At 42.1% G+C, this 16,374-nt stretch carries 9 protein-coding genes; 3 read left to right on the plus strand and 6 right to left on the minus strand.

Annotated features, from left to right (window positions below):
- Positions 1-219 precede the first annotated feature (219 nt).
- The 4 genes from DP114_RS28010 to DP114_RS28025 all read right to left on the minus strand — a co-directional run bounded on the left by DP114_RS28010 (position 220) and on the right by DP114_RS28025 (position 9,160).
- Entirely contained in the window at positions 220-4,212 is a 3,993-nt protein-coding gene (locus tag DP114_RS28010; RefSeq protein WP_172195319.1) for a leucine-rich repeat domain-containing protein, read from the minus strand.
- A gap of 166 nt (positions 4,213-4,378) precedes the next feature.
- Complete coding sequence (locus DP114_RS28015; RefSeq protein ID WP_246162842.1) at positions 4,379-6,361, minus strand: Hsp70 family protein; 1,983 nt, start codon at positions 6,359-6,361, stop codon at positions 4,379-4,381.
- Positions 6,362-6,435: 74 nt separating this feature from the next.
- Positions 6,436-7,482: a hypothetical protein gene (locus DP114_RS28020; RefSeq protein ID WP_171977680.1), complete on the minus strand. Its 1,047-nt coding sequence runs from the start codon at positions 7,480-7,482 to the stop codon at positions 6,436-6,438.
- Between the two features lie 535 nt (positions 7,483-8,017).
- Complete coding sequence (locus DP114_RS28025) at positions 8,018-9,160, minus strand: nucleotide-binding protein (protein ID WP_171977681.1); 1,143 nt, start codon at positions 9,158-9,160, stop codon at positions 8,018-8,020.
- A gap of 348 nt (positions 9,161-9,508) precedes the next feature.
- Here DP114_RS28025 and DP114_RS28030 point away from each other — a divergent pair, with 348 nt between their 5' ends.
- Complete coding sequence (locus DP114_RS28030; protein WP_171977682.1) at positions 9,509-10,339, plus strand: metallophosphoesterase; 831 nt, start codon at positions 9,509-9,511, stop codon at positions 10,337-10,339.
- Between the two features lie 529 nt (positions 10,340-10,868).
- On the opposite strand, the gene DP114_RS28035 is transcribed toward DP114_RS28030, so the two are convergent.
- Positions 10,869-13,148, minus strand: a complete 2,280-nt coding sequence (locus tag DP114_RS28035) for a WD40 domain-containing protein (RefSeq protein ID WP_171977683.1) — start codon at positions 13,146-13,148, stop codon at positions 10,869-10,871.
- A 168-nt stretch (positions 13,149-13,316) separates the two neighbouring features.
- On the minus strand, positions 13,317-13,922 hold the full coding sequence (locus DP114_RS28040) for a J domain-containing protein (protein WP_171977684.1): 606 nt from the start codon (positions 13,920-13,922) through the stop codon (positions 13,317-13,319).
- A 28-nt stretch (positions 13,923-13,950) separates the two neighbouring features.
- On the opposite strand from DP114_RS28040, the gene DP114_RS28045 reads away from it, so the two are divergent.
- Both DP114_RS28045 and DP114_RS28050 read left to right on the plus strand, forming a co-directional pair.
- Positions 13,951-15,051 carry a tocopherol cyclase family protein gene (locus DP114_RS28045; RefSeq protein WP_171977685.1) on the plus strand — a complete coding sequence of 367 codons (1,101 nt, stop codon included), beginning with the start codon at positions 13,951-13,953 and terminating at the stop codon, positions 15,049-15,051.
- 757 nt (positions 15,052-15,808) lie between these two features.
- A complete protein-coding gene (locus DP114_RS28050; protein ID WP_169266093.1) occupies positions 15,809-16,363 on the plus strand; it encodes a YdcF family protein in 555 nt (184 codons plus the stop codon).
- The last annotated feature ends 11 nt before the right edge of the window (positions 16,364-16,374 follow it).

The following is a 16,374-nucleotide window of genomic DNA, read 5'->3' on the forward strand; positions in this document are numbered from 1 at the left end:
CTTAAAAATATAGAAACCCGGTTTTTTAAAAAACCGGGTTTCTAATTTTTTAATGAGCAACAATCTCAGCTTGCAAACCTCTGATTTTCAATCATGGCGTAATGTATTCTATCTACCTGGACAAAATTGCCTAATCTTTATAGCAAATGAAGGGCTGATTCGATAAATTATTTAATAGTGATAGGAGTAACTAAATTTTTGTAGTAAATATCACTTTTGTTACACTTGATTAATCTTGAATGCTGCTTCTTTGATTTTACTACAGATGTCCACCCAAGCTCCATCTTGCTCTGCCTCACTCAACCTACTTAGAGGATTCTTGGGATCGTGCGCTGCTTGATACTTTTCAATTGCTGTTTCTTTGTAACTGCTAAAACGCAACGGTATCCAAATAATCGTAAGTCCTTTGGCTTGAGCTGTATTTAGGAGTGGAGGTAACTCATTATCAGCAATGAAATCTGATGCTAAAAAGTCAGGACTAACCATCAACACAGCTACTTTTGCTGCTGCGATCGCTTCTTCGATTTCTTGTCGCCACTCAGCACCGGCTTGGATTTTGGTATCATCCCACACAGTTAGCTTTTTGTTGCGAATTATGGGTTTTAGGTGTTTCTGGAGTATGGTAAACCATTGTTGGTCTTGATGGCTATAGCTTATGAAGACTTGATTTCTGATTATGGGTTCTGGCATAAATGATTGCTGAGATTCATTTTTCTTCTGTTCTAATTCCCGTTGCAACTCTGCTCCCGAGGTTTGCTGCATAACATCGTCAATCAATTTTCGGACATCAACCATTTGAAAGCTTTTCTGACATTGGATTTGGTTCTGACGAGCATCTAGGAACCTGTGCAGCACGTCCAAAAGGTAGGAATAAGGCGTCTGACTTCCTTGACAGCTAGAGCAATTGCAGGGAACAAGAGTTTGATACTGCAAACGCTCGAAAGACTTATGAATTTTTTCGAGTTCGTGGGTGACAACTGCTAGTAGTTCTTTCTTGCGGTTTCCGGCAACACGGATTTTAATTTGCTTTTGATTATAGTTTTCAATAACTTCAGCACGCGTTTGGTCTTTATCAAGAACAACCCCACTTCTCCAGACAAGTTTTTGTTGTTCAATCCAAAAGTGTGTCTCAACGATGAAGCGGGTGAGGATACCTTTGGGCATGAAATCATACTCGTAGCGCAAAATTAGATTATTGCTGTCGTCCCAAGTGTAATCGGGTTGGTTAACCGAAAGCAGTTGAGGTGCAATATAAGTGCCAGGACGACTTGGTATTTGGTAGCACAGTTTGAACCGCATCATCAACTGCAGCAGTTCATCTCGCATCTGCGCATATTCGCCATCTTTCCAAATATCGGCAAGATTGTCCTGGGTAAAACATCCGAGCTTTTTCTTGACGGTATCATTGTCCAACACTTTGTAGACAGCAGTGGTGCCCCATTCCGGTTTGAGAATGACATAGTGTTTGAGTGTAGAGTCGTCTTGGAAGTGAAGGCAAACACCTAGGTCATGCAGATAGTGGATAAGGCGCAACATATCTTTATCGTCAGTTAGTTTATTCTCTCGGCAAAGGGTGCAGTATTCTTCAAGGCTGATGTAGTTGCGGGAATAGTTTTCTAAGGCTGAACGGACTCTCACCCAGAGTTTTGGCAAAGGTGTGCCGACGTGGGGAAGCCTGCTGATGTAATTCTCAATGGCGTTTTTAATTTCCGGTAAACCGCGATTGGTGGCTAAGTTGGTTGCGAGAATTTCTTTTAAGTTGGTAAACTCTCCTCGCAATCGGCGCTCATTGACTTCGCACTGACGGTCTTGTTTTTCATTTTTGATGATCAGAACTGGGCTATTGTCGCTTAAAAGTTCAACAACCTTGAGCCACCAGTCAAAATCTGTGTTTTCCTTACGAGTATCGGCAACTAATACATAAAGAGAACGCTTTGTCAGGAAAAATTGGTGAGTTTGATGATAGATTACCTGTCCGCCAAAGTCCCAAATATTGACGCGAAAAAGTTGTCCATTGGGTTGTGTGAAGTTCCACTGAATGACATCAATGCCTTGGGTGGATTCTTCATCTGACTGGAGTTTGTAAGTTTCGTCTGCAATTTTCTTGGCTAAGGAAGTTTTCCCCGCCCCCCCTTCGCCAACAATCAAGAATTTCGCTTCATAAAGGGGTTCGGTTTCATTTGGGTCTTGTACGCGGAAATAGAAATCGAGAATTTCATTCACATCACCTGGATTTTTTGACAAGTCTTTCGATCCCAAAATCTCAGGTAGAATGGGGACTGGATTTCCACGAAGATCCAATAGTTCAAGTTTTGTCAGTTGTCGAAATTCCTGTGGCAGTGCGCTGAGTTGATTCCTGTTGAGGGAGAGCGTTTGCAGGTTGGTGAGTTGTCCAAATTCCGCTGGCAGTGCGCTGAGTTGATTGTAGCGGAGATCGAGCATTTGCAGCTTAGTGAGTTGTCCAAATTCCGCTGGCAGTGCGCTGAGTTGATTCCTGCCCAGGGAGAGCGATTGGAGGTTGGTGAGTTGTCCAATTTCCGCTGGCAGTGTACTGAGTTGATTGTTCCAGAGGTAGAGCGATTGCAGGTTGGTGAGTTGGACAATTTCCTGTGGCAGTGCGCTGAGTTGATTGTCGCTGAGGTAGAGCGTTTGCAGGTTGGTGAGTTGTCCAAATTCCGCTGCCAGTGCGCTGAGTTGATTGTTGCTGAGTTGATTCCTGTCGAGGTAGAGCGTTTGCAGGTTGGTGAGTTGTCCAAATTCCGCTGGCAGTGTACTGAATTGATTGCTGCTGAGGTAGAGCGATTGCAGGTTGGTGAGTTGTCCAAATTCCGCTGGCAGTGTACTGAATTGATTCCTGTCGAGGTGGAGCGATTGCAGGTTGGTGAGTTTTCCAATTTCCGCTGGCAGTGCGCTGAGTTGATTACTGCTCAGCTCGAGCGTTTGCAGGTTGGTGAGTTTTCCAATTTCCGCTGGCAGTGCGCTGAGTTGATTACTGCTCAGCTTGAGCGTTAGGAGGTTGGTGAGTTTTCCAATTTCCGCTGGCAGTGCGCTGAGTTGATTCCATCTGAGGTCGAGCGTTTGCAGGTTGGTGAGTTGTCCAAATTTTGCTGGCAGTGTGCTGAGTTGATTGCTGTGGAGGTAGAGCGATTGCAGGTTGGTAAGTTGGACAATTTCCGCTGGCAGTGTGCTGAGTCGATTGTCGCAGAGGGAGAGCGTTTGCAGGTTGGTGAGTTGGATAATTTCCGCTGGCAGTGCGCTGAGTCGATTCTCGCTGAGGTCGAGCCTTTGCAGGTTGGTGAGTTGGAAAATTTCTGCTGGCAGTGCGCTGAGTCGATTCTCGCTGAAGGAGAGCGATTGCAGGTTGGTGAGTTGGACAATTTCCGCTGGCAGTGCGCTCAGTTGATTGAAGCGGAGGTCGAGCAATTGCAGGTTAGTGAGTTGGACAATTTCCGCTGGCAGTGCGCTCAGTTGATTCCAGCAGAGGTAGAGCGATTCCAGGTTGGTGAGTTGGACAATTTCCGCTGGCAGTGCGCTCAGTTTATTGCTCATGAGGTGGAGCAATTGCAAGTTAGTGAGTTGTCCAATTTCCGCTGGCAGTGCGCTCAGTTGATTGTTGTTGAGTTTGAGCGTTTGCAGGTTGGTGAGTTTTCCAATTTCCGCTGGCAGTGCGCTGAGTTGATTACTGCTGGGGTTGAACGTTTGCAGGTTGGTGAGTTGTCCAATTTCCGCTGGCAGTGTGCTGAGTTGATTGAAGCTGAGGTCGAGCGTTTGCAGGTTGGTGAGTTTTCCAATTTCCGCTGGCAGTACGCTGAGTTGATTGCTGCTGAGGTGGAGCGTTTGCAGGTTGGTGATTTTTCCAATTTCCGCTGGCAGTACGCTGAGTTGATTGCTGCTGAGGTGGAGCGTTTGCAGGTTGGTGATTTTTCCAATTTCCGCAGGCAAACTGCTTAAGCGATTACCAACAACCTGAAGTTCTTCAAGATGATCAAGCTGTCCGATTTCTGGAGGTAAAGCACTCAGGTTATTCCCGATAGTATCAACGATACCGCTTTCGTCATCATACTCATATTTGCCGAGAATCAGTTTTTTGAGATGAGTCAACTTGCCAATCTCAGGCGGTAAAACTGTCAAATCCTTGCCAGAGAGATCGAGTTCCATCGCTCCCTCACTCGCCGCCATCTCAATTACCCGCAGCAATTCTTCCTGAGTCATCAGCAATCTACTGAGCTATTATTCAATATTTTAAAGGTAGCCCAAATTCTGAAGTACACCTAAACAAAAATCAAGCCCGCGTTAGCGAAGCGCATAGGCGGGCTTTGTTTGTTTAGCCTAGCCCTTCTAGGGTGTGGGCGTATATTTGCAAAACTGACGTACTCCCTTAAGCAATCAACAACCTAGCCTTATCCGCTTGCTCCTGCACACTTTCCTTGAGCCACTCACTGATAGATTTACCCAATTTGACACCTATTGTTGGATCTTGGATTAAAGTCTGTTGAATTTTTTGCTGCAACTCTGGTTTCTTCTGAAACGCTAGTTCGTCAATTTTCTGATCAGGCACTAATTTGCGTATCCAGCCGGGTATATCTGTTTCCTTAACTAAGGACTCACCTATAAAGTAAGCTATTATTCCAACAATCGGTGCAATGATTCCCGTAAAAAGTAGAATATGGAATAATCCTGCTAGGACAACGCCTACGATTAAAGCAACAAGGTGCCCAACAAATATAGAAAGCCCGGTTAAATCATCCAAAGATATAGATGTAGGAACTTTGTCTGTGTGATCCCCCAAGTCAATTGTTTTGCTGCTAAATGTTTCCAGTGGTAAATTATATTTTCTACAGATTGAATCTGTTTTTTCCCTCACCTCGTTTTGAACTTTTGACAACCACTCAACTAAACAGGTCGTCACTTTATTATTGGCATCACTTCCTGTTAGCCAAGCTTTGGCTTTCTGCTCTATTTCCGATTCAAGAGATGAGAGCGTTATGATCTTTCTGTTCCGCCAAGATTGCACGCTTGGTTTTATCACGTCGTCTACCAAACCATTTGCCAGTTCTTCGGCTAATTTTTCCAAGAACACGGGTATATAATTTCCTACAATACCTGTCAGTTCTCGGTCAAGAAATTGATTAATTTCTTCCAGAAATCCCCCTGTGCGAATGTACACACGTCCCCAACGTGCCAGTCCTCTGGCAATACTAAGTTCGGGTTCTCCATCTCGCTTGCAAGGCAAATCGGCAAAGACTTCTTGGCAAATTTCCTGAACAAACGACATCTTGGAAGCACTACCTGTGAGGAGAATGGCACTTGGTTGAATGCCTATGTGTTGCAACTTTTCTTTGACTCCTTGCAACTGGTCACGGAAAGCATCACGCCAACTTTTGTTGTCAAGTTCTCGTAAAGGTTGACTGAGAATTGTGTTGATTATTTTGCCATTGACAAGAGGCAAAAACTTAAATTTTCTTTGAATATCTTCAATACCTACATTAACAATAGTTTCTTCGTAAGAATCTTGATAATTAAAATACTCTTCTTTTGCTTTACGGCATCGAAGTTCACAGCGATTTTTGTATATTGGGTTTTGCTCAAAAATTTTTTCAAGCTGTGAAATTTCTTCTAGTTGCAAAATTTCTTCATCTTTAAGAATTTCTCCAAGTCGTAAAATTTCTTCGCGTCCCTCCCTATATTGTGTTTGACATTCCAGGGTTTTCTTAAGAATTTCTTTTTCAATTAAGGATGCACCCAAGTCGTGTCCAAAATCTATCGGAGTGTCAGACATACCCTTGACAAGGGTGTAATCTGTGGTGGAAGAACCAATGTCGATAACCAGCACCGACTTTTGTAATTCTTCTATGGTGAATATGCCACTTTCTTTGGCGTGCATCAAAGCAGCGCGTGACTCTTTGACTACGGTTGCATTTGGCAAGCAATCTTTAGAGAGGAGTTGTTTGTAAGTCTCAATTTCTTCTTGCCACCATCCTGATGGACAACCGATGAAAAAGTAGTTGTTATCTCCGGACTGAATTTGTTGGGTATCAATCAAATGCTGATAGATAGCATTCACAAATTCTTTAATGTTTTTTTGATATGCCGTTTCATTAAAACGCCTAGATTTAAAGGCGATTTCAAAGATGGTGGCATCGGGCATTTGACATGCCATTTCACCAATGACAATTCCTTTTTTTGGATGATGGGCAATGGCAGTGATTTGGCTTTTCCTATTATTAATGAGTAAACTTTGAGGAGTCGTTTCTGCATTATCTGCTCGTACCCAGCTAAGAGCCGTTTCTCCATGCCCTAAATCAAATCCAATGATTTTGATATTATGATAATCGCGCATGAGTAATTCTGTTTGCTCCATACAATTAATACTATTGATTCGTTCTCACGCAGAGCATGGGAACGAGAGTAAAATAATGAATATTGCCCACCTTACTATACTGGTGATGCAGGCTCAATTACGCTACCTGGTAAGAGTACTTGGTTATCTTTAACCAAGGCTTGTTTCAAGGTGATGTAATCTGTAATTTGTGGATCGAGACTTGGCTCAAAGTAAAACATCGACCAAGCTTCCATTCCCGAGTCCTGTTCCTCTATTGATTGATAAACTCGTGTCTCAATTCCGTAGCGTCTCAAAATCGTCGCAGCTTGTTCAATGCGCCTACGCACCGTAGTTGGCAGTTGAGTTTGTTCATCGAGTCCGTCTGCCATCAAATCTTGTAGGTACTCTAACAAGTCTAGATGATTTTCCAGACCAGGTTTGGGTGATTTCTCTTCGCTTCCCGCGTACGCAGCAACAGTTAGATCAATTGATTGAAAAGCTTGATAGAGATGGTCAAGTAATTTATCAATATCTATTTTTACAGTACTTGTTTTCAACGTGTTTTTAGGTGGTTCTGGCTGCGAGACAACACCTGTGTTTTCAGACGACTGCGTTTGCTGAACTATTTTTCCAATCACTCCTCCGGTAATTGCTCCTATTAACCCCCATATATAACCCCCTGCCAAGGTTCCCGTTATACCGCCAGCAAGTAAGCTACTCATAACCTCGCGGTTTTGTTGTACTTGTTGTGATAATCCCTGCTTGTAATAGTCAAGCGATGTCAATGATTTCAGATTTTTTTCTATCTGAATCATTGTGTTAAATGGCGCTAAAGTGTTAGAGGTTAACTCAGTCAAGCCTAGCTGGTTTTCGGATTGTGAGTTAGCACTACTGTGAGATTTTTCCGGAGTGTTTAGGATTGAATCTTGCAGTTTGACTAATATCAAAATGCTCGTGTATTGATTAAGCGCCTTTAACATGGCTGTAGCAAGGCGTGCCTGTGGTGGGGTTAATCCTCTAATGTAATCACCACTCAAGTCTGCAAGCTTGTTAATCTCGTCTTGAACTATCTTGACGACTTGCTCAGTTGTTTCTGTTCGTTCTAATTGAGACTTTAGCTTTTCTTGTATTTCTTTGTAATAAGATATAAGTGTTTTCATAATAAAAATAAAATTTAAGGCATCCTATTTCTATACTATCGTTGCGCTCTCACAGGGTGATATTTATGTTTGTTGGGTTTGCACAACCGTTATAGTAGTATTTTCAGTATATAGGAATCCGGTTTGACTTCTGAACTAACTCGTTAGGGCAGGGAACAGGGAACGCTTAACAGGGAACAGGGAAGAAACAATAAAGGTGTACGGAGTTTTTTTCAAAAATCAAATAGGAGTCCTATATATAGAATTTGTTAAATAAAATACTTGAATCTTTAACCCTTCGTAGCTAAAACCTTTCCCTCTCCTTTATAAGGAGAGGGATGCCCGATAGGGCAGGGTGAGGTTTCCAGCGAGTTTTGGCAGTTAGATGACTTCTATGGTAGCTAAAACCTTTCCCTCTCCTTTATAAGGAGAGGGATGCCCGATAGGGCAGGGTGAGGTTTCCTTTGGTTAGTTCAATGACTTCTATGTACACCTTAGTCTTGCAACGAGGAAAGCCTAAGCCCACCTTTCGCAGGGTAGGGTTCTTCAAATCTACTTACTCACCTCGTAGAATTCCAACACCCGCTTTTGTCTCTATATAATCTGCCAAGCTGATAAAGTCATCACGTGGATAGCACCTTCCTCCAATCAAGTCAAATGCCAATTTGCTAGATGGGTTTTCTGGATTTTCTAGAATATGTATTCCCCAGTAATAAAGTTGTTCACTGGCTCGAATACAAACTTCTTCTGGGTCTATACAATGAAACTTATCATCTGTTGTGAGAATATCTTTATATGTCTCGAAATAAACTTTTCTGAGAAGACTTAATTTTTGAGCACCAGGATTTTTGAAATTATTAACTAAGACAAATAAGTGAGCTTTTTTGTTGATCTGACGTATTTCTGTTACAGTATCTCGAATCACTTGACCATGCTTATTTAAGCCGAGTGGATTTAAGGTGGTTGGTATAATGCAATAGTGCAATTTTTCGAGTAAGTTTGTGGGGTTCCGCTCAAGTGCAGGAGAGCAATCGCAAATAACTATTCTACAATCACGGGCGGAATCTTCATGCCAATCCCTGCCATCAAATACTTCTATCGTCGTACCCCTACCTCTAGAATTAGGAACAAAAACCCCATCTCCTACTAGCTTTTGCAAATTTTGTTCTGGATCTAAATCTACAAGCGCCACATTGAATCCTTGTAGTGCAAATGCTCCTGCTAAATGCGCTGCTATAGTTGTTTTTCCAACCCCCCCTTTACAAGTAAAAATGCCAAAATAAATCTTTTCTGAGGTTGTGGAATCGTCATAAATTCTATCTTCATATTCAGCACCATCAATCCCAACCAGCTTCTTTTCCTGAGCAATTCCACAGCGGATTTTAGCATCTTTCCCCCAGGATCTGATTAGAGCCAGTGCTGGCCCGCTGAAACCTCTTGTTGTTATGAATAAGCCAAAATTAAACTTATCGCCTTCATCAGAATCTAAAAAATTCGCAAATTTTAAAAGCTGCGGTGCTGCTACATTATTTCTCAGCCACTTGATGCAAACAGCACCTACTAAGTTTCCTTTTCTGACAACAAAATCATAACCAGATTGGTCTGATTTGGCACCTATCACGGTCCAACCCGCCCTATGGAGAAGTGTCGCTACGTGCTGTTCAAAGTGGCTATAGTTCTTTATATAAGCAGGCTCCATAGATTCGATTTCTCGATACTGTAAGCTGATAGTAGCTGAAATAACTTTGTTAATAATAGGATTTACGCAAGAACTATTTTAAAGTCTTATTTATTGGTGTCCTTGGTGTCCTACCCTGCACCGAAGCCCTGCGGGGATGACCTATGCCCTGCAGTCACGCAGCATTTAGCCGGTTTCTTTTTCCATAATTTGGCGTAACTTTTGACTCACTTTGTTGTGAAGACGAAATCTAGTTTAACATCCACAAGAACTTTGATAAATTTTTCAAAAAGTTGTTCCAAACTCTATACTCGCTCGGCAATGATTTGTTAAGCTGTAAGCGCTGGTAAGCGGAGCCATGTCAGCGCAATGCACTGGTTGTTATCTGGACCTCTAAGCGTCGAGAAGTTAACGGTTAATATTGCAGGGTTGCCAGCATCGTTACAAGGTACGAAGCTGGTTCATATGTCAGACCTGCATTATGACGGGAAACGGCTATCGGAAAAAATGTTGGAACAAGCGATCGCTGTTAGCAACGAAGCTGAACCCGATTTAGTTGTTTTAACAGGTGATTATGTCACTGACGATCCGTCACCAATTCACAGGTTAGTGTTACGACTCAAACATCTGCAAAGTAGCGCTGGGGTGTATGCCGTACTTGGTAACCATGATATATATTACACTCATTCCAAAGCAGAAGTAACAGCGGCATTTGAAAGTATAGATATTAAAGTTCTTTGGAATGAAATTGCATATCCTTTTGGCAAAGAACTACCTCTGGTTGGGTTAGCTGATTATTGGTCACGAGAATTTAAGCCTGAAGTTGTGATGAATCAGCTAGACAGTACTAAACCTTGCATTGTACTATCCCACAATCCAGATAGTGCTGAAAAATTACAAAAATGGCGAGTCGATTTGCAGCTGTCTGGTCATACCCACGGCAGTCAAATTGTAATTCCAGGACTAGGTCCTGCTGTGATTTACTATAAGCCATTTGTTCGGAAACTTCCCAGAAAACTACGGCGAGCGGTGCCATTTTTGCGAGGAGATTGTTCCACAGTGATGAAACACTGGGAATGGGCGCAGGGTTTTCACAAAGTAGGAACAAATCAACTTTACGTTAATCGTGGGTTAGGCACTTATCCACCAGGACGTTTGTTTTGCCCACCAGAAGTGACTGTGATAACTTTAATGAACTGATAACGTATGAACCGCCGAAAGCTACGATGGATGCGTATCAGCAGCTTGCGGCGGTTTGTTAGGTGTAAATGATTGAGAAGAGTAAAAAATTAGAAGAAAGTCACTCAACTAAGGTGGACAAGGTTCACAACCAATATCTTTGCCATTGTGTGTTCTCGATCCAGATAAGCAGGCATTTTTGCTGTCAGTTAAAAAACCTCCAAAACGACTTTACTAAACCTTAGGCGAAAACACATCACAACAAAACACAACAACTGAGAAATGGTCGCGAATATATTAGAGCAGGAGGCACAGGCTCTAACAAGTGAAGATTTGGATAAATTTCTAACTTCCATGCGCCTACTCTTAAGTTAGCATCCCCTACTGAGAAAGGTTTATATATTTACCAAATTTTATAACGATTCATCCGTCTTAACATTTTATAAAATTTGTTATAAACATAGTCTTTTTTTACTGTCTTAGCGGAAAAGTTGATTTGCATTTCTTGAGATACTGATTTCATTTGCAGTCTGGAAGTGCTTTGCAACGCTTAATCACAAGGCAATAGCATGACAGTGTTATCACGATAGCCACCCGCTGCCAAAGTCTTACCATCTGGACTAAAGACAACACAATAAATTGGATCTTCACCAAGAGTGAAAGCACGCAGTTCCTTCCCTGTCTCCACTTGCCAAAGCCTTACCGTCTTGTCTTTACTACTGCTTGCGATCTGCTTACCATCTGGACTGAATGTTACAGAACAAATATCATCAGAATGTTCTCCAAGAGTGCGGAGTTCTAGACCATTTGAGAGTTGCCAAATTTTAATTGTCTTGTCTGTACCGCCACTTGCAAGAGTATTTCCATCTGGACTAAAAGCAACAGAATAAATTCCTCCCAGTTCTTCGGAATGACCTTTAAGAGTCAAAAATTTATTTTCAGCCAAATACCACACTTTGATAGTTTTATCCTTTTTACCACCACCACTAGCTAAAATATTTCCATCTGGGCTGAAAGCAATGCAGAAAATCTCGTCACAATGCCCGTGGAGTGTAGATGTTTCTTTATTTGTATCTATAGACCAAAGCTTGATACTCTTATCTTTACTACCACTAGCTAAAGTTTTTCCATCTGGGCTAAATGCTACAGTATAAACCTTATCTTTATGCCCTTTGAAGGTGGAGATTTCCTTTCCAGTGGAAATATCCCACAACTGAATTGTTTTGTCATCATTTCCACTTGCCAAAAGTTTTCCATCAGGACTCAATGCTACAGAATTCACTGCGCCAGAACAGGAAAATCCTCCGGTTTCCCTAAGCATGCGAGGTTCCTTATCAGGAAAATGCCAAATTTTTATAGTTTTGTCATCACAACCACTAACTAATGTTTGTCCATTCGGACTAAATGCGACGGACGTCACTTTATATGAAACAGGACTTTCTGTTGTCAAACCTTCTGGTGTTGGAGGTGATGTTGTTGTGCTGACAACAGGTGTAGAAACTTCTGGTGTTGTGGGTGATGTTGGTGCACTGACAACAGGTGTAGAAATTTCTGGTGTTGGAGGTGATGTTGTTGTGCTGACAACAGGTGTAGAAACTTCCGGTGTTGGAGGTGATGTTGTTGTGCTGACAACAGGTGTAGAAACTTCCGGTTTTGGGGGTGATGTTGTTATGGTGACAACAGGTGTAGAAACTTCCGGTGTTTTATGATTGACCGGAGGACTCGGGCTTTGTGTCACCGTCACTGGAGATAGATTTGGAGAAAAATTTGTTGTCTGTTGCTTCTTTACCTGGAGGGGTGGTGGTGGTGCGGGTGATTCAGTCGTTACTTGAGGTGGCTTGAAACCTTCTGGTTTTTGTTTTTTTTCGACCAGGTTTTGATATTGCTGCTTTCCCAAAGACAATTCCTGTAGTTCAGTTTGTATTATGGCGATGGCATACTGAATTTCTTGAAACTGTTTTTGAGTATTTGCACTGAAATGTTGTGTCAGGGTATCAAGTTCAATCAGGTGTTGTCTAAGATCATTCACATTTTGTTCCTTCTGGGTTTGCTGTAATGCTTGTACCTGGTGCTGAGTGTATCGATTTAATTGCTGTGCAAAAGAGTCCAGTTGAGAAAGGCGCACAGAAAGCGGATTAATTTGCTGTTGTGTCGTTGTACTCAACTGTTGTACAAGGGTGTCGAGTTGAGTGAGTCGTTGACTCACAACATCAATATTTTGTTCCTGCTGGCTTTGCAGTAATGTCTGTATCTGCTGTTGTGTCGTTGTACTTAACTGTTGTGTCAATGCATCAAGTTGTGCAAGGCGCTGATAAATAGGGTCTATCTGTTTGTGAGTGTTTGTATTTAACTCTTGCGTTAAGGTGTCAAGTTGAGTTAAGCGCTGTCTGAGATCATCGGTATTTTGTTGTTGGTTATTTTGCAGTAATGCCTGTATCTGTTGTTGAATGTTTGTACTGACTTGCTGGAAAGAGGCATCAAATTCTTCAAGACGTTGGGTGAAAACATTGACCTCTTGCTGCTGGTTCTTTCGTAACTCCTCAAGCTGCTGTTCAGTTGTTGCGCTGAGTTTTTGAGTGAAAGTATCAAAGTTTGTCAGTCGTTGTCGCAGTGGATCTATGAGTAGATCCTGTTTGGCAATTGTTGTTTGTTGATGCTGCTGGATCAAATACTTTAACCTTTCTCGATTAGCAACGTTCAAGCATACTGTTACAGTCAAAGGAGCAGCTACATAAATCATCTGTTGCGTGAGTGCGGCTGTGACTAATCCCAGTGCAGAAAAAGAGACGGAGGCGTATTCGCTAACTTCTAACCAGTGGAGTTTGGTCATAATTCAGGTGAGTGCTGTGGTTGGTGCCTAAATCAGAAAATAACTTGAGCGCGTAACGCGGTTTCACTACCCTATCCTCATCTTCTTCTAATAAATTTCAAAGAATCGATGCCCAGAAGTACTCATGTCAACAAGACATGACAAACACAAATGCATCCGGGTGACCTCTTAAAACCCAGCCAAACGCTTGATCCAGTGTAAAAACCTTTCTAGAAGGGATTTGAGCTTTGATTTTCTTCGAGAGGTTTTGGAGGATCTTGATGATGGGGATGCAGAATGAGTCTGTTTATTTTTCAACCTCGCTTCGATTTGTGCGGCTTTATTTAAATCAGAACTGGCTCGATACTCATATCCAAGTTGGGAGCAAATAAACCCACGGTATTTGTAAGCATCGATGTAGTTGGGATTGAGGCGAATTGCATGAGTAAAGTCCGCAAGTGCTTCCTGGTATCTTCCTTGTTTTGCATTCTCTGCTCCCCAGTTGTAGAAAAGTTCGGCATTGGAGCGACTTGTATAAATGTTTGTCTGTGTTGTGTGTGTTGTCTGAGTGGGGGGGTCAGCAGAACTTGGCAGATGAGATTTAAGCTTGTCGTAAGCTTCGTTGATTTGTTTAATTTTTTCTTCTGCTTCCTGTTTTTGGTGCGGGTGAGAAAACCGATCAGGATGCCAAATCTTAACTAGCTTACGATAGGCTTGCTTGACTTGTGTTGGTGATGCACCGGGTTTGAGTTCGAGGATAGAGTAGGCATCATTTATGTTAAGGCGATCGCTCATACTGGAAAATAGGCAGCATGGTAAATCTATGTTAACTATTTCGACAAATTCTCATCATTTAATCCAAACACCCCACAGCGGTTATCACTGGGACGGTACTACTCGTCGCTTTTTTGAAGGTTGGTATTACCGCGTCACCTTACCAGCAGAAGGTGAAACTTTTGCCTTTATGTATTCTATTGAAGACCCAATCGGCGGTAAACACCACACTGGTGGTGCAGCACAAATCCTAGGTCCCAATGACGAGTATTTATGGCGTACGTTTCCGGATGTGAGCAAATTTTGGGCAAGCCGTGACGTTTTGGGCTTAGGTCATTGGGGCAAAACAAACCTCCTACATACAAAACCTGTGTACCTCCTTCCACCTGAGTTTGAACACCATATTCAAGAAGGCTACCAAGCAACCGCCACCCTGAACCAAGGAGCAATTCACGATCCTGCTACTGGTAACTATTGTCGTTGGGAGTATGAAATTCAACCCATTTATGGATGGGGTGATAAAGGAAGTATTCAACAATCAACCGCTGGTTGGTTGTCATTCTTGCAGATTTTTGAACCCGGATGGCAAATTCTCATGGCGCATGGCTTAGCTTCCGGTTGGATTGACTGGAATGGTAAACGCTACGAATTTACCAACGCCCCAGCTTACGGTGAGAAAAATTGGGGAGGCGCTTTTCCCGAAAAATGGTTTTGGCTCAACTGCAATAGCTTTGAAGATGAACCCGACCTTGCTCTGACTGCTGGCGGTGGACGACGCGGTGTTTTATGGTGGATGGAATCTGTAGCTATGATTGGCATACACCATCAAGGCAAGTTTTATGAATTCGTACCCTGGAATTCACAAGTACAGTGGGATATTCAGCCTTGGGGTAGATGGCAAATGCAAGCACGGAATTTCCAGTATGAAGTTGAAATCACAGGAACGACCAATTTACCTGGAACTCCTTTACGTGCGCCAACAGCAAATGGTTTGAGATTTTGCTGTAGTGACACTATGAAGGGAGAGTTAAATTTAGAGCTGCGAGAATTCGGTATTGGAAAAAGAAAAACTATCCTGAAAGCACGTAGTTTCTTGTGTGGATTAGAAATAGGCGGCCGATCTTGGGATAATTCTTGGCAGTCTCGCTAAAAATGGTATCATGTTGAATGATGTCTGTTAGGGGCTGTAGCTCAGCAGGATAGAGCGAGCGCCTCCTGAACTATCGGGCACTATAGAGGAAACTCTATGAGTGAATGTAGTTAAATTCGGTGAACCCTAAAAAGAAACGAAAAAGTAAAATTGGTTGTCTTTCGACCACAATGCTGACACTTCATGGGAATACCGAGCCAAGCCTGAGCTAAAACTTGTGATTTTTGATAAAGTTCGGCTCAGGAAGGTGTAGAGACTAGAAAGCTACCACCTAAGGGCTTAAAGCCTACGGTGAAGGTATAGTCCAGAGAGTGGGGAAACTCACACAAATCTGAAGCGCTAGGTCGCCGGTTCGAATCTGGCCAGTCCCGTCCTCTAATACATTTGATAAACTACTTGGGAAATCTTTGGATTTGCTTAGATGGAGGTTATAATCATCCATTGAATCTAGAGATGTCTCTTATTTTTAGGCACAGATAACACCACATCTGGGTCTATAACTTCAATGAAAGACTGATAATTGCGAGTCGTGGTTTGTCAAAAAATATCCTGATATGGACTATACAAAAGGAAGATATTTACACTACATTTGGTGTACAAAACTTGTGGAACAGAAATATGATTGAAACACAAATTTGAGTTGATTTTTTGGCGCTTTGATAATCTACGTTATGATTCTTGCAATAAATTCTGTTTCAGCAACCGAGGTGCTAAGTCCTTGAACAAGCAACAATCTAAAGGTATTTCTTCTCGGTTTATGCTCCTAGCACTACCACTGATGATGTTGTGGGGTTACAAGGAAGTTCAAAGCCAATTTATGCAGCCTCAAGCAATTTTAGTCTTAGGTGGTTCCACATCTAAATTAGAGAGAGAAAAGTTTACAGCAAATTTTGCACAAAAACACCCCACTTTAAGTATTTGGATTTCTGGGGGTAGTCCTCCAAAGGTAACTAAACAAGTGTTTGCTAAAGCTGGAGTTGATACAAGGCGGTTGCGTCTAGACTACAGAGCAAACAACACTGTAGAAAACTTTACAACATTGGTGGATGATTTGAAAAAAACAGGCATAAAAAGTGTTTATTTAGTTACTTCTGACTACCATATGCACCGTGCTAAAATCGTTGGTGAAATTGTTTTGGGTAGTCGAGGAATTGATTTAAAACCTGTCACAGTCCCTTCAGAGACTTCTGCCGAACCAATTGGAAAATCTATCCGTGATGGAATTCGAGCTATAGTTTGGGTAACAACTGGTTACACAGCTACTGATGAAATTCAAAATAAGCAGTCATCAAATCAGTTATTAAAACAATAGTTAAAAAACAT

Origin of the sequence: Brasilonema sennae CENA114 (genome assembly GCF_006968745.1) — a bacterium.
GTDB classification, from domain to species: Bacteria; Cyanobacteriota; Cyanobacteriia; order Cyanobacteriales; family Nostocaceae; genus Brasilonema; species Brasilonema sennae.